This window comes from Mesorhizobium sp. C089B (genome assembly GCF_030323125.1).
In the GTDB taxonomy this organism is placed as follows: domain Bacteria; phylum Pseudomonadota; class Alphaproteobacteria; order Rhizobiales; family Rhizobiaceae; genus Mesorhizobium.
In genome coordinates, this window is record NZ_CP100469.1 from 4170417 (window position 1) to 4192977 (window position 22561).

Consider the following 22561-nt stretch of genomic DNA (forward strand, 5'->3'; position numbering starts at 1 on the left):
ATTGTTAGCATTGGTTGGCGGCGCACCTATGCTGCTGGCCGGGGACCGGGGCGGTAAACCGGAGAGTAAACGGCATGCCTATCAAGCCAAAACTGCAGCTCGACCAATACAGCCTGGTCACCACCAGGCTGATGAAGAAACATGTTGCGACCTCCGAAGAGGCGGCTGACTCCGACGAGTTGAGGGACAGCACGGCCCAGCTCGCCCTGATACTGGACCTTGCTCATCAAGCCTTTGCGCGAAACAAACCGGCCGCCCCCGTCGTCCATCGTTTGGCGGGGCGACTCCACAAGCTCCGCCGGCAGGTTGCTCCCGCGGTCTGGCAGAAACTCGTTCCTTTGGCTCAGCAGCATCGGGTCGCGGAATATTTGCTCCAAGACCCGTTCACGCGGTGGTCGGTCGAAAAACCGCGCGGGTATTCAGGCGATGCAGGCCTGCTGGATATTTACTACAAGCATCCGATCGCCGACGAGATCGTGGCCTCGTCGACCTTACTTGGTCGGCAAATTTATGCGTACACCAGTGAAGCTGCCAGTTCGGTGGCGGGGCGCGAGCGGCGGGATATTCTGGCCAGGACCGTGGACGAGACGGCCAGCAGTGTGGAAAAGGCTGAGGTGCTGGCGATTGCCTGCGGCCACCTCAGGGAAGCCGAACGCTCCGATGCGTTGGCCAGGCATAAACTGCAACGTTGGATCGGCCTGGATCAGGACCCCGTCAGCGTAGCCACGGTGAACCACGACTTTGCCGGCACGGCAGTCGAGGCAGTCCAGGGTTCCGTACGCGGCATCCTGCGCCGCGCCTACGCCCTTGGCACATTCGATCTCGTCTACGCATCGGGGCTTTACGATTACCTGCCGCGTGCCATCGGCGTCCGCCTGCTTCAAAGAGCCATGGAACTCGTCAAGCCCGGTGGCGAATTCCTGTTTGCCAATTTCAGCGACGAGATAACGACGGATGGTTACATGGAGACTTTCATGGATTGGCCGCTCATCCTACGTTCGGCCGACGATATGTGGGACATCATCAATGCCGCCCTCGGCGGGAGTCCTTTCGACGCGAAAGTCTACTATGGCTCGAACCGGAATATCGTTTACGGCAAGGTGAGGAAGGGCGATCTCTAACTAGGCGCGGGAATCGCGCGCGCATCCCCGTAACAAGGTAGGTCTGCCATGACGAGGCCATGCCTTCGCCGGCTTTCCGGCGACGGGCGAGCAGGTCGTCCGGGCTGCGGGCGGCCTACGCCGTGTTCGTTCTGCTTGCCGCCATACAGATGTGGCGGCGGTTCCAGCAGCACGACGGTGCTGCCCGCTCGGCGGGCTGCGTCTGGCCGTTTTGCTGGCACTGCCGCTGATCGCCAGGCTGTCGGTCGTGCAATGCAACGCGACTGGCCGGCCTGATCAGGCCTCGAAATAGCGGGCACGATCGAGATCGGCGATGAGCCCCGGCCCGGTCGGCTGCCATCCCAGCGCAGTGCGGGTCTGCTCACTTGACGCCGACAAGTCCCTGCCGATGAAATGCCCGAGAAAGCCGAAATGCGCAGCCGCGTCCTCGGGGCCTATGGAAACGACCGGCAGGCCGAGCCGGCGGCCGATGATCTCGGCGATCTCTTTGCTCGCCACGCCCTGTTCGGCAACCGCATGATAGCTGACGCCGCCCGCCCCCTTCTCCAGCGCCAGCCTGTACAGGGTGGCGGCGTCGAACCGGTGCACCGCCGCCCAGCAATTTGCGCCGTCGCCGACATAGGCCGAGACGCCCTTTTCACGCGCAATGGCAATCAGCATCGGCACGAAACCGTGATCGCCCTCGCCATGGACGGTCGGCGCCAGCCGCACCGTCGATGCGCGCACCCCGCGCGCTGCGAGCGCCACGGCCGTTGCTTCCGAAGCGCGCGGCATGGCGGCCGATGGAGGCGCGGGTTTGTCGTCTTCGGTTGCCGGCCTTCCCTGCGCAAAACCGGCGAGGCCGGAGGTGACAAGCAGCGGCCGCTCGGAACCCTCGAGCGCCGCGCCGAGCGTTTCGATGGCGCGCTGGTCAACTGCGCAACTGGCGGCGAATCTCGAAAAGTCGTGGTTGAAGGCCGTGTGGATGACGCCATCCGATTGGGCAGCGCCGCTGCGCAGGCTGTCGAAATCCTCGATATCGCCGCGATGCGCCTCGGCACCCGCGGCCACGATCGACTCCGCACCTGCTTCCGACCGCGCGAGGCCAAGCACCTGATGGCCCGCCCCGACCAATTCCCTCACAACAGCCGAACCGACAAAACCGGTAGCCCCGGTAACGAACACACGCATGATGATTTCTCCTTGTTTTCATCGATGACTGCACAAAGCAGCCGTTGCCGAAGGAGATAGAAGGTTGAGATCATACGATCTATGCGGTAAAATCCGAGATATCTTCGCAATCGTCCGAGAACCCTCATGGATCCGCTGTCAGACGTGCTGTCGCTGCTGAAGCCGCGCAATTACCTGTCCGCCGGCCTGGAAGCCGGTGGCGACTGGGCGATCCAGTTTCCTGACCAGCAGGCCGCCATCAAATGCGGCGCCGTGGTGTCCGGCCGATGCTGGCTGTCGGTCGAGGGCGTCCCTGACGCGGTGCGGCTGGACGTGGGCGACTGCTTCCTGTTGCCGCGCGGCCGGCCTTTCCGCCTTGCCAGCGATCTCGGCCTGCCGACGGTCGATGCGCGAACGATCTTTTCACCGGCGCGGACCGGCGGCATCACCGTCCATAATGGCGGCGGCGATTTCCTCCTGGTCAGCAGTCGCTTCACGCTGTCCGGCGACCATGCCGGCATCCTCTTGCGGATGCTGCCGCCCATCGTCCACATCCGCGGCGAGAGCGACCATTCGGCGCTTCGCTGGCCGGTGGAGCGGATGATGCAGGAATTGCGCCAGCGGCGTCCCGGCGGCTTTCTCATCGTCGAGCACCTCGCCCACATGATCCTGATCGAGGCCTTGCGCCTGCATATGACCGCGCAAGGCAATGTCGGCTGGCTGTTCGCACTTACCGACAGGCAGATCGGCGCGGCGATCGGCGCCATGCACGAGGACCCGGCGCATGGCTGGACATTGCAGCAACTGGCGGAGCGCGCGGGCATGTCGCGATCGACTTTTGCGCTCAGATTCAAGCAGACGGTCGGGGCCTCACCCCTGGATTATCTGACGCGCTGGCGCATGATGCTGGCCGGCGACAGGCTGATGCATTCCGGCGATCCGGTTTCCGTCATCGCGCTGGCGCTCGGCTACGAATCCGAAAGCGCCTTCAGCACGGCATTCAAGCGCGTCATGGGCTGTTCGCCGCGGCAGTACAGCCGCCGGGAGCCGGACCTGACTGCGCAGGCCGAACGCGAAGCCGCCTGAGGCGGCGATCCGATCGCCTTGATCACCTTGCCCTTAAAGGCTGAAGCGCGAACGAAACTCGGTGAACGACATCGCCAGATGGTTCTCGTCCACATGGCCGGTGATTCCGTCCACACTGCGCGAGTCGAGTTGTAGCGGGCGAGCCAGAGCGGACAATTGCCGAAGCCGCTCGGATTTCCCAGCGCGCTTCGACCGCTGCGGCCCTTCTGCTCAGATCGATCCCTTGCTTGCTCCATGGCATGCGCTTGACAATCGACTGATTCGCAACCCTTCGGGAATATAAGTATTTCAGTTAACTTAGGGATAATCGGCAGCAGGAACTAGATTTCAGACGCTCAATTGGCACGAGCAAAATCGCGTTTTTCATGCTTTCAGAATGACTTGCTCGCGTGCTGGCGGTTAACCGGCACCAACTTCTCCGATTTCCTTGCCTCTACGGCTGGGTAGCGCAATAGGGTTAATTGCGCGATTGCTAATATGCCTATATCTTAGGCGGCGCGGGGGCCTCATATCTTCCCGCAGTGGCCGGTGCGGTGAAGCCCCACAAGCATGCCCAACCTGCACCGGCCATTCCCTATGGCTGGGTATGGTGTTCCCGCTCGGCAATCTTTCCAAGAGCTTCCGTGAAGCCTCTAGGACGCGTCGCGTTTCGGCGATGGTCGATTGCAGGGAGTCCAGTTGGCTCTCCGCTCGGAGCTGGCTACGGCGGGCGCTTTCAATGAACTGGTGGTCAGGTTCCCACCGGTCTTTCATCGGGCTTAGCCTCTCTACAGACGAACGAACTTGTCGAGAAGCAGGCGTATCCGCTGGCCCTCAGCATAGGACAGCGCAAACGGTTCAATCACGAATGATCGGGTAATTTCCTGGTCTTCCTTGGCCACAGGAACGGACCATTCGCCGCCGGCTTCGACCACTTCCACGCAAGGCAATGCTTTGCGGATTGGACCCACGTTTCCACCACAGCCTCTATACGAAAAGCAATGGTAACCTCGAGTTTTATACTCCCGTCGAAAGCGGGTTTTCAACAACAAAGATGGTCTGAATCATACCATTCGGGTCAGGGATAGCGGCTGCCGACGTAGCGTCTCCAAGGCCGAGAAAACCGCCATCCGCGCGCAACAGCGGGTTTCCATAGTCACGGCTACATCCGAAGAATCGACCGCATAGATTCAGGAATGTGTGTTGTCGTCACGGTTCCATACAATTTGGAAGGCCATTCCCCTACGGCAGGGTAGCGCCAAAATGAAAGGATAAGCGGGCGGGCAAGTTGAAGGCGTACTGATGCCGGATCGGGCTTTGGTCCAGCAAAACCCCTTTCAGCCTGGCGTCTCGGAAAGGTGCGCGGCAATGGCGCTGACAAAAATCGCGCCGAACTCCTTGAGCTTGGCCGCACCTACGCCGTTGACCCCGGCAAAATCGTCGAGGTCTTGCGGACGACGCTCGGCCATGTCGATCAGTGTACGATCCGAAAACACCACATAGGCCGGCACCTGGCGTTCCTTGGCCAGACGCAGCCGCAGCGTCTTCAGCGTCGCGAGCAGCGACGCATCTACATTTTCGCTCTGGGGGCTCTGCCCGGCACGAGCCGCGCGGCGCGCGGCGCGCGTGCGCATCTCGACCCGATACTGGAACGGCACCTCGCCCCGGCCGAGTGCGTGGCCCTTGTCCGCGATGGCCAACCCGCCATGGCCGGCCGGGTCCGGCATCAGGAAACCGTTCGCGACCAGCTGGCGAATCATAGATTGCCAAAAATCCTTCTTGTGCGCGGCGCCATTGCCGAAGGCTGCCAGCCTGTGATGCCCCCTTGCCGCGATCTTTTCAGTCTCGTGGCCGATCAGGATGTCGATGACATGGCCGGAGCCGAAGCGCTCGCCGCTCTGCGCCACCGCCGCCAGGATGAGGCGCGCCTCGGCGGTGCCGTCGGCGCGCGGCGCCTGTTCCAGGCAATTGTCGCAATTGCCGCAAGGGACCGCCTCTTCACCGAAATAACCGAGCAGCACCTGGCGGCGGCACTCGGCCGTCTCGCAATAGCCGATCAGCGTATCGAGCCGGCCATGCGAGCGGCGCTTGTGTTCGACAGCGGCGTCCTCGTCGTCGATGAACATGCGGCGCATGCGGATATCGCCGAGGCCGTAAAGCATATGCGCCTCAGCCGCCCGCCCGTCACGACCGGCACGGCCGATCTCCTGGTAATAGGCTTCCAGGCTGCCGGGCAGATCGGTGTGGAAGACATAGGCGACATCAGGCTTGTCGATCCCCATGCCGAAGGCGATGGTCGCCACCATGACGACGCCCGACAGGGTCATGAAGGCGTTTTGATTCGCATCGCGCGCCTCCTTGCTCATCCCGGCGTGATAGGCGAGCGCGGTCACGCCGTTCTTTTCGAGAAACGCCGCCATCTCTTCGGTCTTCTTGCGCGACAGGCAGTAGACGATGCCGCTGCGCCCCTGATGGCGCTCGATGAAGTTGAGCAACTGCCGCTTGCTGTCCTGCTTGGGCTCGATGGCAAGCTTGATGTTGGGCCGGTCGAAGCCAAGCACCTGCGTTTCGACACGCCCGCCAAACAGCCGTCTCTCGATGTCTGCCCGCGTCGTCTCGTCCGCCGTCGCCGTCACCGCAATGATCGGTACGTCGGGAAAGATGCCACGCAGCTGCGACAGGTCTTCATATTCGCGCCGGAACGCCGGCCCCCACTGCGAAATGCAATGCGCCTCGTCGATGGCGATCAGGCTGACATCGAGCCTGGCAAGCGCATCCAGCATCCGCTCGGTCATCAGCCGTTCCGGCGCGAGGTAGAGCAGCCGCGTCTGGCCCGACGCGACGCGGCGCCATGCCGCGACATTGGCATCACGGTCGATCGAGGAATTGATCGTATCGGCGGCGACGCCGGCGAGGCGCAGTGCCGCGACCTGATCCTGCATCAACGCCACTAGCGGCGAAACGACAATGGTCAGCCCACCCTTGACCAGCGCCGGAACCTGGTAGCACAGCGATTTGCCGGCACCCGTTGGCATGACGGCCAGCACATGGCGGCCGCCAAGCAGCGCCTCCATCACCGCGGCCTGTCCGGGACGGAAATCGTCGAAGCCGAACACGTCCTTGAGGACGCGCCGTTTGGGATCGTGCGTCGGCACGCTTGTCGTCGATATCTGCATCACTGATGTTTTTGCGATCGGCCGCCCGAAGCAGCGGCGTGGACAGAACGATTAGCGCAGCCCCTGCGTGACCACAACAAGCAGCAGCAACACCCCACCGGCGATCGACCTGATTGGCATCGTTAAACCTATCTTCACCATGTTGCGGCACCGTCCAACCCTGCGGCGATGTTTCGAGTACCGCTGCGCCACGAGCGCACAGGCAACAGCCCGCGCCTCCCCAGGAGGCGCGGGTTTCCTGTTTCTGGAATTGCCGAAAAAGGTTCAGGCCAGGAAATCGGCGCGGTGCGGGGTAAAGCTGTCGACCAGGCGCCCGGCCTCCAGCGCCTTGACGCCGTGCACCAGATTGGACGGCACGATGAAGCTGCCGCCGGTCTCGATGGTCGCGGTGCGGCCGTCGATGGTCACCTCGAAGCGACCTTCGGCGACATAGCTGGCCTGGACATGCGGGTGCGAATGCAGTGCGCCGACGCCGCCCTTGTCGAAGCCGAACTCGACCATCATCAGCTCATCGGTGGAGACGAGAACGCGGCGTCTGTTGCCGTCCGGCGTCGGCGTCCAGGCGCTCTCGCCGGGCTGTGCGAAAATCTTGGCTTCAATCATGACCATCTCCTCATCGCGCCAGCCAGCCGCCGTCCACGGGAATCACCGCGCCATGCATATAGTCGGACGCCGGCGCCAGCAGGAACACGGCGGCATCGCCTATGTCTTCCGGCCCGCCCCAACGTCCCGCCGGAATGCGCGCCAGGATGGCAGCACTGCGGTCGGGATCGGCGCGCAGCGCCTGCGTGTTGTTGGTTTCGATATAGCCGGGCGCAATGGCGTTGACGTTGATGCCTTTTGCCGCCCATTCGCAGGCCAGCAGCCGGGTTATGCCGAGCGCGCCATGTTTCGACGCGGTGTAGGACGCGACGCGGATGCCGCCCTGGAAACTCAGCACCGAGGCGATGTTGACGATCTTGCCGCGCCGCCTCGGGTCGGTCAGCACGCGCCTGGCAAAACCCTGGCTGAGAAAGAATAGCGTCTTCAGATTGACGTCGATGACGTCGTCCCAGTCGGCCTCGGAGAAATCGACCGCATCGGCGCGGCGGATGATGCCGGCATTGTTGACCAGCCCGTCGATCGGGCCGGTCTTTTCCCAGACATGGTCGAGCATCGCCTTGGCGGCCGCATGGTCGGCAAGATCGCATCGCACCGCCTCGAACTGGCCACCGGCTTCCGCGACTTGTCTTTCCGTGTCGTCCATCGCCGAGCGGCCGACACCGATGACGGTGCCGCCGGCGCGCGCGATCGAGCCGGCGATGCCCTGGCCGATGCCGGTGTTCGCGCCGGTGACCAGGATACGCTTGCCGGCCAGGCTGAAGGAGGAAGGGCCGCTCAACGCAATTCACCCAGCGGCACCGGATCGACATCGGTGTAGTCGACATTGTCGCCGGCCATCGCCCAGATGAAGGCATAGTTCGAGGTGCCGGCCCCCGAATGGATCGACCAGCCCGGCGACAGCACCGCCTCCTCGTTGGCCATCACCAGATGCCGCGTTTCGTCCGGCTCGCCCATGAAATGGAAGACGCGGGCCGTCTCCGGCAGGTCGAAATAGAGATAGGCCTCCATGCGCCGGTCATGCACATGGCAAGGGATAGTGTTCCACACCGAGCCCGGCGCCAGTTGGGTCATACCGACCACCAGTTGGCAGGTCTTGACGCCATCGGCATGGATGAACTGGAAGATGGAGCGTTCGTTGCAGGTTTCCTTGCTGCCGAGATCGAGGCGCTTGGCATCGCCAATGCGGATCAGCCGGCTCGGATGGGTATGATGCGCCGGCGCGCTGAGCAGGTAGAATTTGGCCGGTGCGCCCGCGTCGGCCGACGCGAACGACACGTCGGTCCTGCCCATGCCGAGATAGAGCATGTCACGTGCCTGCAACTGGTGGGTCTCGCCATTTGCCGTCACCGAGCCGGCGCCGCCGATATTGACGATGATCAGTTCGCGGCGGTCGAGAAAATTCTTGGTCCCCGTCGGCTTGATCGCTTCCAGCGGCAGCGCTGTCCCTTCCGGCACGGCGCCGCCGACGATCATGCGGTCATAATGGGCATAGGTCAGGCTGACGCGTCCCGGCTGGAACAGGTCGTCAATATGGAAGTTGTGCCGCAGTTCGTCGGTGCCCATGGAAGCCGCGGCGACCGGGTCGATGGCGAAACGCGAGGTGAAATCGGTATGCGGGTGACTTTGAGTCATTGCTGCTCCAGCTGAATGAATGGCTATTTGGTTGCCGACGCCTTGACCGAGTCGGCGTAGTAGACCTGGCGGGCGTGCAGCCGCTCGCGGTAGCGCTCTTGGCTGGCGGTGAGATGAGCGCGCATCGCCTCGCGCGCGGCTTCGGCGTCGCCCGAGGTGATCGCATTCAGGATCACCAGATGCTCGCGCTGCAGCCCGCGCTGATAGCTGTCGGATTGCACAAGTTCCGTCGACCAGGGCGAGGTCACGTCGCAGGGAATGGCGCGGCGTCCGAGCACATCGAGCATCTCGACATAGAACGGGTTGTTGGTGGCGCTGGCGATTGCCCGGTGGAAGGCGAGATCGGCCGGACCGGTCGGCTCGCTGTTGAGAAGCAGCCGTTCGAATTCGAAGAACGCTTCCTGGATCGCTGCTTCCTGCGCGGCGTTGCGGCGAATGGCGGCGAGCCCGGCCGATTCGATTTCGACGGCCAGGCGCACTTCGAGCACATTGAGCGCGATGGAATCCTTGCTGCCCATGTCGGCGGCGAGCGCGCCGAACATCGTTGAGATGTGCTCGGTGACGAACACGCCTGCGCCCTGGCGCGCCTCGACCAGCCCGTCGGCGGCGAGCTTGGCCAGCGCTTCGCGGATGACGGTGCGGCTGACGCCGAAGGTCTCGGTCAGCTGGCCCTCGGTCGGCAATTTGTGGCCGGGCAGGATCTCGCCCGCCTGCAACTGCTTGCGGATCGCCGCAACGACGGTCTCCGACAGTTTGGGTTTTCTCTCGACCCTGAGATCAACAGCACTATCCGATGCCATATCGCACCCCTGTTTGAAGACGCCTATTTGAACACGCTCGGCAACCAGAGCGAAATCGCCGGAATATAGGTCACCAGCCCCAGAACCACGATGCCCGCGCCATAGAACGGCCAGATCGAGCGCATCGCTTCCCAGACCGTAATCTTGCCGACGGCACAGGCGACGAACTGCACCGTGCCGACCGGTGGCGTGTTGAGGCCAATGCCGAGATTGAGGATGGTGATGACGCCGAAATGCACGGGGTCGACGCCGTAATGGGTGACCAGCGGCAGGAAGATCGGCGTGCAGATGATGATCATCGGCCCCATGTCCATGAAGGTGCCGAGCAGCAGCATCAAGACGTTGAGCAGAAGCAGCACCACCAGCGGATCGGTGGAGATGGCGTTCATGCCTGCGATCAGCAACACCGGCACTTTGAGATAGGCCATCAGCCAGCTGAACGAGGCCGCCGTGCCGATGATCAGCAGCACCATTGAGGTCGTGCGCACCGCGCCCTTTGTGGCATGGACGAAATCGCCCCAGGCCATCGACCGGTAGACGAAGACGGTGACCAGCAAAGCGTAGATGATGGCGATGCAGGAGCTTTCCGTCGCCGTGAAAATGCCCGAGCGAACGCCGCCGAAGATGATGCCGATGAGCAGAAGTCCGGGGATGGCGATGACCGCCAGTTGGCCGACACGCGAGAAGCCGGGAAAGGCCTCGACCGGGTAGCCGCGGCTGCGGGCGACGAAATAGGCGGTGACCATCAGCGAAGCGGCGAACAGCAGACCCGGCAGGATACCGGCGGTGAACAGGTCGGCGATCGAAATCTTGCCGCCGCCGGCGATCGAATAGATGATCATGTTCTGCGACGGCGGCAGAAGCAGCGCGATCAGCGCCGCCATCGAGGTGACGTTGACGGCATAGTCGGCTCCGTAGCCGCGCGCTTTCATCTGCGGGATCATCAGCCCGCCGACGGCAGCGGCTTCCGCCACCGCCGAGCCGGAAATGCCGCCGAACAACGTCGCGGCGATGATGTTGACCTGACCGAGCCCACCGCGGACATGACCGACCAGCGAGCCGGCAAAGGAAACGATGCGCTGCGCGATGCCGCCGCGCACCATCAGGTCGCCGGCAAAGATGAAGAACGGGATCGCCATCAGCGAGAACGCCGACATGCCCGACTTCAATTGCTGGAACACCACCAGGGGCGGCAGGCCGAGATAAAGCACGGTGGCGAAGGACGCCGCACCCAGGCAAAAGGCGATCGGCGTGCCGGCAAACATCAAAAGCGTGAAGACGCCAAACAGGATCCAGAGTTCCATCTAGGCCTCCTGCACGGCCGGCATTTCCGGCACTTCTTCGAGATTGATATCCTTGTCGATGTCGGCGCCGGACCAGCGCAGCACGATGCGTTCGGCCGAGAACAGGCAGATCAGAAAGCCGCCGGCGACCAGCGGCAGATAGTCGAAACCGCCGGGAAGCTCGAGCGCCGGGATGATGGTCCGCCAGGTCAGCCCGACCAGCTTGCAGCCGTACCAGACCATGCCGATGCCGAAGCCGAACGCGATCAGGTCGGACAGGGTGCGCAGCGCCCATTTGCTGCCCTTGGGCAGGATATAGAGCAGCACGTCGAAGCCCATATGGTAATTCTCGCGCACGCCGACGGCAGCGCCCAGGAAAATGAACCAGTTCATCAGCATGATGGCGGTGACTTCGGTCCAGCTCGGTGACGCGTTGAGCACGAAGCGGGAAAACACCTGGTAGGCAACAAGCGCGGTCATGGCGACCATCCCGATGCCCGCGAGATAGAGCGCACCGTCGCAAATCTTCGAAAGCACCGCGCTGAAGCGCGGTGGCGCTCCGCTCCTGGCCGTTCCCGCAGTCATCCGATCCTCCCGGTCTTTCCGTCCCCTAAAAGCGATTGGCGGGGCGGCGCCATGCCGCCCCGCCAGAAAATCACTTGGTCGCCTGGATGCGCGTCGCGAGGTCCTTGAGCTCCGGCGTCTTCAGATACTTGTCGTAGACCGGCTTCATCGCATCGATCAGCGGCTGCTTGTCGATCTCGCTGACCTTGACGCCGGCCTTCTCGACGATCTCTCGCGACTTCTTCTCCTGCGCGTCCCACAATTCGCGCATCTTGACGACGCTATCCTTGGCCGCCTGCTTGACGATCGCCTGGTCTTCCGGCGTCAGTCTGTCCCAGCTCGATTTCGACATCACCAGCACTTCCGGCACGATCTGGTGCTGGTCGACGGTATAGTGCTTGGCGACTTCGTAGTGCTTGGCGGATTCGAAGCTGGGCCAGTTGTTCTCGGCGCCGTCGATGACGCCGGTTTCGAGCGCCGAATAGACCTCGCCATAGGCCATCGGCGTGGCGTTTGCGCCAAGCGCGTTGACCATGTCGACGAACACGTCGGACTGGATGACGCGGAACTTCATGCCTTTCAGATCGGCGATCGAGGTGATGTCCTTCTTGGTGTTGTAGAAGGAACGGGCGCCGGAATCGTAGAAGGCAAGGCCGACCAGATCATGCGTCTCGAAGGCCTTGAGGATCTCGTCGCCGATCGGCCCGTCCATGACATGGCGCATGTGCTCGACCGAACGGAACATGTAGGGCAGCGACGGCACCGCGGTTTCCGGCACGATGCCGTTGAACGGACCCATCGAGACGCGGTTCAGATCGATGACACCGGTCTGCGTCTGCTCGATCGTGTCTTTTTCCTCGCCGAGCTGCGCCGAATGATAGACCTCGACCGAATAGCGGCCGGCGGTGCGCTCCTTGATGAGCTCGCCGAGATATTTGACCGCCTCGACGGTCGGATACCCGTCCGGATGGGTGTCGGCCGAGCGCAGTACGGTCTGGGCGCCGGCAACGCCGATCATCAGCGAGCCGAAGGCGAATGTGGCTGCCATCAGTTTTGAAAAATGCAACATGACTGTCTTCCTCCCTTTTAAAATTCCACGCGCCCGGCTCACAGCCGGTACGCCTTCTTGGCAAGCGTGTAGGCAAGCTCCCGCGCCAGCTCATGCGCCTCGTCCTCACGCAGCCGGTGCTCGGCGACGAGACGGGCGAGAAAGGCGCAGTCAACCCGGCGCGCCACATCGTGACGGGCGGGAATCGACGGAAAGGCACGGGTGTCATCGTTGAAGCCGACGGTGTTGTAGAAGCCGGCGGTCTCGGTGGTCATCTCGCGGAACCGGCGCATGCCTTCCGGACTGTCGTGGAACCACCAGGCCGGCCCGAGCTTCAACGCCGGATAGACGCCGGCCAGCGGCGCCAGTTCGCGCGCGTAGCTGGTCTCGTCGAGCGTGAACAGGATGATGGAGAGGTCGCGCTCCAGCCCGACGCAGTCGAGCAAGGGTTTGAGCGCCGCGGCATAGTCGGTGCGGGTCGGAATATCGAAGCCTTTGTCGCGGCCGAATTTTCGGAAAACACCAGGCGAGTGGTTGCGCCATGAGCCGGGATGGATCTGCATGACCAGCCCGTCGTCGCGGCTCATCTTGGCCATTTCGGTCAGCATCTGGGCGCGAAACAGCTTGCGCTCGCGCTCGTCGTCCGAGCCGCGGCGGATGCGGTTGAACAGCTCTTCCGCCGCCGCATCGGAAAGATTGGCGGTCTCGGCCGTCGGATGGCCGTGGTCCGATGAGGTTGCGCCGAAGCTTTTGAAGAAAGCGCGGCGATTGCGATGCGCGTCGAGATAGCCGGCCCATGTGCCGGTGTCGCAGCCGGTGATCTCGCCCAGACGATCGAGATTGGCCGAAAATCCTTCGAAGTCGGGATCGACGACAGCATCCGGCCTGTAGGCAGTGATGACGCGGCCCTGCCAGCCGCTGTCGCGGATCGTCTTGTGCCATTGGAGATCGTCGAGTGCGCCCTCGGTCGTCGCGATGACCTCGATGTTGAAGCGCTCGAACAGCGCGCGTGGGCGATAATCGTCGCGCTGCAAAAGCGCCGCGATGGTGTCGTAATGGCGGCTAGCGGTGCTGGCGTTGAGCGGCTCTTCGATGCCGAACAGATGCTCGAGCACATGGTCGAGCCACAACCGCGTCGGCGTGCCGCGGAAGAGGTAATAGTGCTCGGCGAAGCGCCGCCAGATCGCCCTGGGATCGGTCTCGACCGGCGAGCCGTCGAGGGTCGGGACGCCGAGATCTTCCAGCCGCACGCCCTGGCTGAACAGCATACGGAAAATGTAGTGGTCGGGCACCACCAGCAATTGCGCGGGATCGGGGAATGGTTCGTTGAGCGCATACCAACGCGGATCGGTGTGGCCGTGCGGGCTGATGATCGGCAGGTCCTTGATGCCGGCATGGAGATCGCGCGCGATCGACAGCGCGCGCCCTGCGGCGGCAAAAAGCAGATCCGGATCGGTCAGTCCCGCCACGTCGTTCCTCCCAGGGGCGATATCGGTAGGATTGGAAAGAAATAATGTCAACATACAAAAACTGGATTGTTGTATGATGACTTTTAACCGGCGTCAGGTCATTGTGCAGCGGAAGAGCGGATGTTACGCCGCTAGCAGATCCCGCCCCGCACACCATCCAGCGACAAGCCGCGCCATGACCAGCACACGCCTTTCCAACGCAACAGTGCAATCCTTGCCGGCCTCGGTCGCGGTCCCCCCCTATGATCGCGCCAGTGTCGCCCCAGGCATCGTCCATCTCGGCGTTGGAGCCTTCCACCGTGCCCATCAGGCCGCCTATGTCGATGACTGCCTAGCGGCCGGCGAGACCGGCTGGGGCATTGTCGGCGTCTCGCTGCGCAGCCCCGACACGCGCGATGCGCTGACGCCACAGGACGGGCTCTACACGCTGGCGGTGCGCGGCCGCGATGGCGAAGCGCTGCACATTATCGGCTCGATCCAGTCGATGCTGGTCGCGCCGGAAGACCCCGGCGCGGTGCTGGCCGCGCTGACCGACCCGCGCACCCGCATCGTCACCCTGACCATCACCGAAAAGGCCTATCTCAGGGCCGCCGACGGCAGCCTCGACGAAAACCATCCCGATATCGTCCACGACCTGGGCAATCCCGGATCTCCCAGGACAGCGCATGGATTCCTGGCGGAAGCGCTGGTGCGACGCCGGGCCGCCGGCACGCCGCCCTTCACCGTGCTGTGCTGCGACAACCTGCCGGCCAATGGCGCCACGCTGCACCGGCTGCTGGTCGGGTTTGCAAAACTGCGCGATGCCGGCGCTGCTGCTTCAGGCGACGCTGCCCTCGCCAGTCATATAGCCGATGACGTTGCATTCCCATCGAGCATGGTCGACCGCATCGTGCCGGCAACCACCGATGCCGACCGGGCGCGCATCGCGGTCGAACTCGGCCTCGAGGACGCCTGGCCGGTGATGACCGAACCGTTCCGGCAATGGGTGATCGAAAACAGGTTTCCAGCCGGCCGCCCGGCCTGGGAGAAATTCGGCGTCACCATGGTCGAGGATGTCCGGCCGTTCGAGGACATGAAGCTTCGGCTGCTCAACGGCGCCCATTCGGGCATCGCCTATATCGGCCTGCTCAGCGGCCACGTCACCGTCGACCGCGCCTTCGCGGATCCCGCGATCCGCGCGTTCGTCGACCGGCTCTGGGCCGAGGCCATCCCGACATTGCCTGGGGATGCCGGGCTCGACACGTCAGCCTATACGGCCGAACTTGCCGAACGTTTCTCCAACACCGCGCTGGCCCACCGCACCGCGCAGATCGCCAATGACGGCAGCCAGAAATTGCCGCAGCGCATTGTCGCTACCGCCATCGAGTGCATCCAGGCCGGCCTGGTCCCGGAGCATCTGACGCTGGTGATCGCCGCCTGGATCGCCGCCTGCGAGGCGCGCGGCAAGGACCTGCCGGAAGCCCACTTTACCGATCCGCTCGACGCGGCACTGGCGGCGCTCGGAGCGCAGCCGACGCTGGAACGGGTGGTGACGGTGTTTGACCTCGCCGGCTTCGCCAGCGGCAGCCCCGACCGCCAGACGCTGATCGAACTGGTTGCCGCTCATCGCGAGCATATCCTGCAAGGCGGGGTGGCGCTCGCGCTCGCGGCACTGGGTATACCGGGAAAGACCAGGTGGCCTGACGTCGCCCGGATACAAAAAGCCGGGCTTAAGCCCGGCCTGTTTCATACCTTTGCCCGACCATGACCCTCGGATCACGTCCAGTCATTCTGCGGCTTACGCCGGCAGCAGCGCGCCTTCGAGCGTGGTAAGCTGGCTAAGGAACTGCTCCGCCTTGCTGCGGCTCTGGTCGTCCTTGGCGTCGGCGGCGTCTTCCTTGGCTTCCTGGATGCGGCGGGCGAGATCGGCGCGGTCGATATCGCCGACGGCGACCGCCGATTCGGCGAGCAGCGTGCAGCCGGCCGGAACGATGTCGGCAAAGCCGCCGAACACCACATAGCGCTCTTCCTTGCCGCCGGCGGTCTTCAGCGTGACGACGCCCGGCTTGATCGTGGTCATGACTGGCGCATGGTGCGCCATGACTGTCATTTCACCTTCGGCGCCTGGAATGACGACGGACTCGACCTGCTCGGAAACCAGGAGGCGCTCCGGCGAGACCAGTTCGAACTTGAAAGCTTCAGCCATGTCAATTTAGTGAGTAGGGAATAGTGAGTAGGGAGTAGGGAGAGGACAGCTGTCCTGATCACCCGGCCGCTATTCACTACTGACTACTGACTACTCCCTATTGCCTTGATTACGCTGCTTCAGCCGCCAGGCGCTGAGCCTTCTCGACCGCTTCGTCGATGCCGCCGACCATGTAGAAGGCGGCTTCCGGCAGGTGATCGTAGTCGCCGTTGCAGAGGCCCTTGAAGCCCTTGATTGTGTCGGCGAGGTCGACCAGCTTGCCCGGCGCACCCGTAAACACTTCGGCGACGAAGAACGGCTGCGACAGGAAGCGCTCGATCTTGCGGGCGCGGGCCACCGTCTGCTTGTCCTCTTCCGAAAGCTCATCCATGCCAAGGATGGCGATAATGTCCTGCAGCGACTTATAGCGCTGGAGGATCGACTGCACCTGGCGGGCGACGGCATAGTGCTCCTCGCCGACAACCAGCGGATCGAGCATGCGCGAGGTCGAGTCGAGCGGATCGACGGCGGGGTAGATGCCCTTTTCCGAGATCGCGCGGTTGAGCACGGTCGTCGCGTCCAGGTGGGCGAACGAGGTCGCAGGCGCCGGGTCTGTCAAATCGTCGGCCGGCACGTAGATCGCCTGCACCGAAGTGATCGAACCCTTGGTCGTTGTGGTGATGCGTTCCTGCAGCGCACCCATGTCGGTGGCCAGCGTTGGCTGGTAACCCACGGCCGAAGGAATACGGCCGAGCAGCGCCGACACTTCAGAACCGGCCTGCGTGAAGCGGAAGATGTTGTCGACGAAGAACAGCACGTCCTGGCCCTGGTCGCGGAAATATTCGGCGACCGTCAGGCCGGTCAGGCCGACGCGGGCACGCGCGCCCGGCGGCTCGTTCATCTGGCCATAGACCAGTGCCGCCTTGGAGCCTTCGCCGCCGCCCTTCTTGTTGACGCCGGACTCGATGAACTCGTGATAAAGATCGTTGCCCTCGCGGGTGCGCTCGCCGACGCCGGCGAAGACCGAGAAGCCGCCATGCGCCTTGGCGACGTTGTTGATCAGCTCCTGGATCAGAACCGTCTTGCCGACGCCGGCGCCGCCGAACAGGCCGATCTTGCCTCCGCGGGCGTAGGGCGCCAGAAGGTCGAGCACCTTGATGCCGGTGATCAGGATCTGCGCTTCCGTCGACTGTTCGACATAGGTAGGCGCCGGCTGGTGGATGGCGCGCATCTCGATGCCGTCGACCGGGCCTTCTTCGTCGACCGGCTCGCCGATGACGTTGATGATGCGGCCGAGCATGCCCGGGCCGACCGGAACGGTGATCGGCGCGCCGGTGTCATAGACGTCCTGGCCGCGAACCAGGCCTTCGGTGGAATCCATGGCGATACAGCGCACGGTGTTTTCGCCCAGATGCTGGGCAACTTCGAGCACCAGGCGGTTGCCGACATTGGAGGTTTCGATGGCGTTCAAAATGGCCGGCAGATGATCGCCGAACTGCACGTCGACGACGGCGCCGATGACCTGGCGAACCTTGCCGATGGCGCCGGTCTTCTTGACGGCAACGCTCGTCGTCTTCACTGCCGGGGCCGCGGCCTTGGCGGGCGCGGCCGCCTTCTTGGCCGGAGCGGCCTTCGCCGCTGCTGCCGGAGCCTTTGCGGCCGCCTTGGGGGCCGTCTTCGCGGGGGTCGCTGCTTTCGCCATCGTCTTTACCCTTCTCGTCCTTTGTTTCTCACGCTCCATCAGAAGGTCGATGACCTCCTGGCGGTCGCGCCTAGAGCGCTTCGGCGCCCGAAATGATTTCGATCAGTTCCTTGGTGATCTGCGCCTGCCGCTGGCGGTTATAGGTGATCGACAGTTTGTTGATCATGTCGCCGGCATTGCGCGTTGCATTGTCCATGGCGCTCATTTTGGCGCCCATCTCGCCGGCTGCGTTTTCGAGCAGCGCGCGGAAGACCTGGACCGAGATGTTGCGCGGAATGAGGTCGGTGAGGATCTCGCCCGGCTCCGGCTCGTATTCGTAGACGGCATTGCCACCCGCGGTCGCTTCGGCGGGAGCGGAAGCCACGCCGGCAGGAATGATCTGCTGCGCGGTCGGAATCTGGCTGATCACCGACTTGAACTGCGAATAAAACAGCGTGCAGCTATCGAAGCCGCCTTCGCCGAACAGATGGATGATCTTACGGGCGATCGCATCGGCATTGACGAAGCCGAGCTTCTTGACATCGCGCAGGTCGACGCGGTCGATAATCAGCGAGGCATAGTCTCGGCGCAGAATGTCGAAACCCTTCTTGCCGACGCAGATGATCTTGACCTGCTTGCCGTCGGCCAGAAGCCGGCGGATATGGTCGCGGGCCAGACGTGCGATCTGCGAGTTGAAGCCGCCGCACAGGCCGCGCTCGGCGGTGCAGACGACGAGCAGATGCACATCGTCCTTGCCGGTGCCGGTCATCAGCGCCGGGGCATCGCCGCCGCCGCCGATCGCCTGCGTGATATTGGCCAGCACCGCACCCATCCGCTCGGAATAGGGACGCGCCGCCTCCGCTGCTTCCTGCGCGCGACGCAGCTTCGCCGCGGCGACCATCTGCATCGCCTTGGTGATCTTCTGCGTCGCCTTGACCGAGGCGATACGGTTACGAAGGTCTTTTAATGAAGGCATGCTTCAAACCTGATCCCGAGCGTCCGGCTTCTTCTCAAGCGAAGGTCTTGGCGAAGGCGTCGATCTCGGCCTTCAGCTTGGCGCGCAGATCGTCCGACAGCGCCTTTTCCTTGCGGATGCCGTCCAGCACGTCCTTGCCGGCCGAGCGCATATGGCTGAGCAGGCCGTGCTCGAACTTGCCGACCTGGTTCAGCGCAAGCTTGTCGAGATAGCCGTTGACGCCGGCGAAGATCACCGTGACCTGCTCCTCGACCTTGAGCGGCGAGAACTGCGGCTGCTTCAGAAGTTCGGTCAGGCGCGAGCCGCGGTTGAGCAGGCGCTGCGTGGCGGCGTCGAGATCGGAGCCGAACTGCGCGAACGCAGCCATTTCGCGGTACTGCGCGAGCTCGCCCTTGATAGAGCCGGCGACCTGCTTCATCGCCTTGATCTGCGCCGACGAACCGACGCGCGACACCGACAGGCCGACGTTGACCGCCGGACGGATGCCCTGGAAGAACAGGTTGGTTTCGAGGAAGATCTGGCCGTCGGTGATCGAGATCACGTTGGTCGGGATGTAGGCCGACACGTCGTTGGCCTGCGTCTCGATGATCGGCAGCGCGGTCAGCGAACCGCCACCCAGATTGTCGTTGAGCTTGGCGGCGCGCTCGAGCAGGCGCGAATGCAGGTAGAACACGTCGCCCGGATAGGCTTCGCGACCCGGCGGGCGGCGCAGCAAGAGCGACATCTGGCGATAGGCGACGGCCTGCTTCGACAGATCGTCATAGCTGATCAGCGCATGCATGCCGTTGTCGCGGAAATATTCGCCCATGGTGGCGCCGGTGAACGGCGCCAGGAACTGCATCGGCGCCGGATCGGAAGCTGTGGCGGCGACGATGATCGAATATTCAAGGGCGCCGCGCTCTTCGAGAACCTTCACGAACTGCGCGACCGTCGAGCGCTTCTGCCCGATGGCGACGTAGACGCAGTAGAGCTTTTCCTTTTCCGGCCCGTTGTCGTGCACGGCCTTCTGGTTGAGCATCGTGTCGAGGATAATCGCGGTCTTGCCGGTCTGGCGATCGCCGATGACCAGCTCGCGCTGGCCGCGGCCAACGGGGATCAGCGCATCGATGGCCTTGAGGCCGGTCGACATCGGCTCGTTGACCGACTTGCGCGGGATGATGCCTGGCGCCTTGACGTCGACACGCTTGCGTTCGGTCGCCTTGATCGGGCCCTTGCCGTCGATCGGATTGCCGAGCGCGTCGACGACGCGGCCGAGCAGGCCCATGCCGACAGGCGTATCGACGATGGCGCCGGTGCGCTTGACGATGTCGCCTTCCTTGATGTCGCGGTCGGCGCCGAAGATGACGACGCCGACATTGTCGGCTTCGAGGTTGAGCGCCATGCCGCGGATGCCGCCGGGGAACTCGACCATTTCGCCGGCCTGGACATTGTCGAGGCCGTAGACGCGAGCGATACCGTCACCGACGGACAGCACCTGGCCGACTTCGGAGACCTCGGCCTCCTTGCCGAAATTCTTGATCTGGTCTTTGAGAATTGCGGAAATTTCCGCGGCGCGGATGTCCATCAGCCGACCTCTTTCAGTGCAAGCTTGAGCGAATTGAGTTTGGTTTTGAGCGACGTATCGATCTGGCGCGAGCCCATCTTGACCACCAGCCCGCCGAGCAGCGACGGATCGACGGTAACAGTGATGGCCACGTCCTTGCCGGCGACGCTTTTCAGCGCGGCCTTGAGTTCCGTCTGCTGGGCAGCCGTCAGTTCATGCGCCGAAGTGACCTCGGCTGATGTCTCACCGCGCTGTTCGGCAGAGATCCGGCGAAATGCCTTGATCATGCCGGGCACCGCGAAGAGCCGGCGGTTGCGGGCGACGACGCGCAGGAAATTGCCGGTCAGGCCGGTGATGCCGGCCTTGTCGGCGATCGACGCGATTGCCTTGGCCTGGTCCTCGCTGGAGAACACCGGGCTGTTGATGAGGCGCGTCAGGTCGGCGCTGTCATCCAGCATCTTGGCGAAACTGTTGAGGTCGGCCTCGACCTTGGCCACCGAATTCGACTGCAGCGCAAGTTCGAACAGCGAACCCGCGTAGCGTTCTGCGACACCTGAGATTGGCGATGACGATTGAGCCACGGACCGTCTTTTCTCTTGTCTGAGGGGCCGCAGATTGTTGGCGCGAGCAAAAACTCTGGCTAAATCTTTGACCTTACTAAGTTTTTCCAAGCACGGAGGCGCGGCTTCCGCTATCCCCGGCCGAAAGTCGATTGCCGTCTAGCACAGGCATTTTAAGACCGCAATGCGTCGTTCCGCATGCTTTTCGGGCACTATTGTCGCATCCGGCCGCAGAGTTCAACCGAAGCCTTTGGATTGGCTGCCGATTCAGGGCAGAAAGCCGAAGACGAAGGCGAGCGGCAACGCGGCCAGGACGAGTTCGACGACGATCGACGCCCAGTTGAAAGGCGTGTTGGCGCCGTCCGACATCATCGACAGCAAACGGCCAAAAGCGGTGAACAGCCAGGAAAAGCCGAGTGCCATATAGAGCCACGGCTGCGCCAACAGAATGCAGCACAGGCTGACGCCGAGATAGAAGCCCGACATCCGGCCGCGCCCTTCCGCGATTGCCGCTGCCCTTTCGGGCCGGACCTGCAGCCGCAGAATCCGAAATGCCAGCCCTGGCGCGAGGAAAAACAGCAGACCGAGCGCCAAGGTGACGACGGCGCTAGACCAAGCCAGCCATTCGCCCTGGCTGGTCGGCCACGGAAACGCAAATTCCATCTTGCTTTCATCCCCTCACAGCAATGCCGGATGCATTGAATGTCGCTGCAAAAAGAAGTCAAGCGCGCGGCAGTTTTGGCACGCAATTCGTGAAGGAGCGGAAGGCTGTTTAGGCCGCGCGCGCGTCCGGCCAGCATCGTGGCCAACCTGTATTATCAGGCGACGCCTCCCTCCTATCTGCAGGACCGGTTTTGCACAGCCAAAGGCCCCGATACCGATCGCCTTTATTTCCTGACCAGGCACCTCAATCTGGCCGGCACGGAAGCAGATCGATGGAAGCTGAAAGTGGTCGGCAGCGGCAATGTCGCCGTGGCCGCCCAGCCCTGATCTCTGTTTTGGCCCTTCAGGGCAGCATGAATGCGACCGCCGCCTCAGCATGGATGCGCGTGGTGTCGAACACCGGAATGTCGAAATCGCGCTCGCCAATCAACATGGTGATCTCGGTGCAGCCCATGATGACGCCATCGATCTTCTCATCGCGCCGCAGACGGGCGACCTCGTCGACATAGGCCGCCTTCGATGCCGCGCTGACGATGCCCCGGCAGAGCTCGTCGTAGATTACCTGGTGCACCATGTCGCGCCCGGCCTGGTCCGGCACCACGGGCTGCAGCCCGTATTTCTCCGTCAGCCGGCCCTTGTAGAAATCCTGCTCCATGGTGAAGCGGGTCGCCAGCAGCGCCGGCCGCTTGACGCCGGCGCCCTTGACCGCGACGGCCGTGGCATCGGCAATGTGGATAAGCGGGATCGACACCGCCGCCTGCACCCGGTCGGCGAGCTTGTGCATGGTGTTGGTGCAGATCAAAAGCCCCTCTGCGCCGCCCGCCTCCAGCTTGCGCGCCGCATCCGCCAGCAGCACGCCCGCACTGTCCCAGTCGCCATGATGCTGCCGGTCGGCGATTTCGGCGAAGTCGAAGGAATAGAGCAACAGCTTTGCCGAATGCAGCCCGCTCAGCCGCACGCGCACGATCTCGTTGAGCAGGCGATAATAGATCGCCGTCGATTCCCAGCTCATGCCGCCGATAAGGCCAAGGGTTTTCATGCGCTGAGCCTCCAGCAGGACCGAA

22 protein-coding genes are annotated in these 22561 nt (G+C 63.3%); 4 read left to right on the plus strand and 18 right to left on the minus strand.

Annotated elements, in window-relative coordinates; translation table 11 throughout:
- The first annotated feature begins 74 nt into the window (after positions 1–74).
- Positions 75–1121, plus strand: a complete 1047-nt coding sequence (locus tag NLY44_RS20680; RefSeq protein ID WP_023668687.1) for a class I SAM-dependent methyltransferase — start codon at positions 75–77, stop codon at positions 1119–1121.
- A 276-nt stretch (positions 1122–1397) separates the two neighbouring features.
- Here the strand turns inward: NLY44_RS20680 and NLY44_RS20685 are convergent, their stop codons facing one another.
- A complete protein-coding gene (locus NLY44_RS20685) occupies positions 1398–2291 on the minus strand; it encodes an SDR family oxidoreductase (protein WP_023668686.1) in 894 nt (297 codons plus the stop codon).
- 126 nt (positions 2292–2417) lie between these two features.
- Here NLY44_RS20685 and NLY44_RS20690 point away from each other — a divergent pair, with 126 nt between their 5' ends.
- On the plus strand, positions 2418–3356 hold the full coding sequence (locus tag NLY44_RS20690) for an AraC family transcriptional regulator (protein ID WP_023684114.1): 939 nt from the start codon (positions 2418–2420) through the stop codon (positions 3354–3356).
- 767 nt (positions 3357–4123) lie between these two features.
- Here the strand turns inward: NLY44_RS20690 and NLY44_RS20695 are convergent.
- The 10 genes from NLY44_RS20695 to uxaC form a co-directional block, all read right to left on the minus strand.
- Positions 4124–4276: a hypothetical protein gene (locus tag NLY44_RS20695; protein ID WP_023684112.1), complete on the minus strand. Its 153-nt coding sequence runs from the start codon at positions 4274–4276 to the stop codon at positions 4124–4126.
- Between the two features lie 396 nt (positions 4277–4672).
- Entirely contained in the window at positions 4673–6511 is a 1839-nt protein-coding gene (recQ, locus tag NLY44_RS20700) for a DNA helicase RecQ (protein WP_023806372.1), read from the minus strand.
- A gap of 264 nt (positions 6512–6775) precedes the next feature.
- On the minus strand, positions 6776–7114 hold the full coding sequence (locus NLY44_RS20705) for a cupin domain-containing protein (RefSeq protein WP_023684110.1): 339 nt from the start codon (positions 7112–7114) through the stop codon (positions 6776–6778).
- A gap of 10 nt (positions 7115–7124) precedes the next feature.
- Positions 7125–7892, minus strand: a complete 768-nt coding sequence (kduD, locus tag NLY44_RS20710) for a 2-dehydro-3-deoxy-D-gluconate 5-dehydrogenase KduD (protein ID WP_023806373.1) — start codon at positions 7890–7892, stop codon at positions 7125–7127.
- Positions 7889–8746 carry a 5-dehydro-4-deoxy-D-glucuronate isomerase gene (gene kduI, locus NLY44_RS20715; RefSeq protein ID WP_023806374.1) on the minus strand — a complete coding sequence of 286 codons (858 nt, stop codon included), beginning with the start codon at positions 8744–8746 and terminating at the stop codon, positions 7889–7891. Before kduI ends, kduD begins: the two co-directional genes overlap by 4 nt.
- 23 nt (positions 8747–8769) lie before the next feature.
- Positions 8770–9546, minus strand: coding sequence for a FadR/GntR family transcriptional regulator (locus tag NLY44_RS20720; RefSeq protein WP_023700229.1), 777 nt, complete (start codon positions 9544–9546; stop codon positions 8770–8772).
- Between the two features lie 23 nt (positions 9547–9569).
- On the minus strand, positions 9570–10850 hold the full coding sequence (locus NLY44_RS20725; protein WP_023684106.1) for a TRAP transporter large permease: 1281 nt from the start codon (positions 10848–10850) through the stop codon (positions 9570–9572).
- Positions 10851–11414, minus strand: a complete 564-nt coding sequence (locus NLY44_RS20730) for a TRAP transporter small permease (RefSeq protein ID WP_023715911.1) — start codon at positions 11412–11414, stop codon at positions 10851–10853. It lies immediately after the preceding gene.
- A gap of 70 nt (positions 11415–11484) precedes the next feature.
- The gene (locus NLY44_RS20735) at positions 11485–12462 is read right to left on the minus strand and encodes a TRAP transporter substrate-binding protein (protein ID WP_023684104.1); all 978 of its coding nucleotides are present in this window, start codon (positions 12460–12462) and stop codon (positions 11485–11487) included.
- Between the two features lie 38 nt (positions 12463–12500).
- A complete protein-coding gene (gene uxaC, locus NLY44_RS20740) occupies positions 12501–13910 on the minus strand; it encodes a glucuronate isomerase (protein WP_023806375.1) in 1410 nt (469 codons plus the stop codon).
- A 175-nt stretch (positions 13911–14085) separates the two neighbouring features.
- Here uxaC and NLY44_RS20745 point away from each other — a divergent pair, with 175 nt between their 5' ends.
- The gene (locus tag NLY44_RS20745; RefSeq protein WP_023806376.1) at positions 14086–15657 is read left to right on the plus strand and encodes a mannitol dehydrogenase family protein; all 1572 of its coding nucleotides are present in this window, start codon (positions 14086–14088) and stop codon (positions 15655–15657) included.
- A 30-nt stretch (positions 15658–15687) separates the two neighbouring features.
- On the opposite strand, the gene NLY44_RS20750 is transcribed toward NLY44_RS20745, so the two are convergent.
- The 6 genes from NLY44_RS20750 to NLY44_RS20775 all read right to left on the minus strand — a co-directional run bounded on the left by NLY44_RS20750 (position 15688) and on the right by NLY44_RS20775 (position 21497).
- Positions 15688–16095, minus strand: a complete 408-nt coding sequence (locus NLY44_RS20750; RefSeq protein ID WP_023668674.1) for a F0F1 ATP synthase subunit epsilon — start codon at positions 16093–16095, stop codon at positions 15688–15690.
- Between the two features lie 109 nt (positions 16096–16204).
- Positions 16205–17776 carry a F0F1 ATP synthase subunit beta gene (gene atpD, locus NLY44_RS20755; protein ID WP_023698224.1) on the minus strand — a complete coding sequence of 524 codons (1572 nt, stop codon included), beginning with the start codon at positions 17774–17776 and terminating at the stop codon, positions 16205–16207.
- 70 nt (positions 17777–17846) lie between these two features.
- Positions 17847–18731 (minus strand): F0F1 ATP synthase subunit gamma, encoded by an 885-nt coding sequence (locus NLY44_RS20760; protein ID WP_023806377.1) that lies wholly within the window; start codon positions 18729–18731, stop codon positions 17847–17849.
- Between the two features lie 34 nt (positions 18732–18765).
- The gene (gene atpA / locus NLY44_RS20765) at positions 18766–20295 is read right to left on the minus strand and encodes a F0F1 ATP synthase subunit alpha (protein WP_023806378.1); all 1530 of its coding nucleotides are present in this window, start codon (positions 20293–20295) and stop codon (positions 18766–18768) included.
- Positions 20295–20855: a F0F1 ATP synthase subunit delta gene (locus NLY44_RS20770; RefSeq protein WP_023700226.1), complete on the minus strand. Its 561-nt coding sequence runs from the start codon at positions 20853–20855 to the stop codon at positions 20295–20297. Before NLY44_RS20770 ends, atpA begins: the two co-directional genes overlap by 1 nt.
- Positions 20856–21101: 246 nt before the next feature.
- Positions 21102–21497: an AGROH133_08824 family phage infection protein gene (locus NLY44_RS20775; RefSeq protein WP_023684099.1), complete on the minus strand. Its 396-nt coding sequence runs from the start codon at positions 21495–21497 to the stop codon at positions 21102–21104.
- 138 nt (positions 21498–21635) lie between these two features.
- On the opposite strand from NLY44_RS20775, the gene NLY44_RS20780 reads away from it, so the two are divergent.
- Positions 21636–21824, plus strand: a complete 189-nt coding sequence (locus NLY44_RS20780) for a hypothetical protein (protein ID WP_023688885.1) — start codon at positions 21636–21638, stop codon at positions 21822–21824.
- 16 nt (positions 21825–21840) lie between these two features.
- Here the strand turns inward: NLY44_RS20780 and NLY44_RS20785 are convergent, their stop codons facing one another.
- The gene (locus tag NLY44_RS20785) at positions 21841–22536 is read right to left on the minus strand and encodes an aspartate/glutamate racemase family protein (RefSeq protein ID WP_023806379.1); all 696 of its coding nucleotides are present in this window, start codon (positions 22534–22536) and stop codon (positions 21841–21843) included.
- Positions 22537–22561 lie beyond the last annotated feature (25 nt).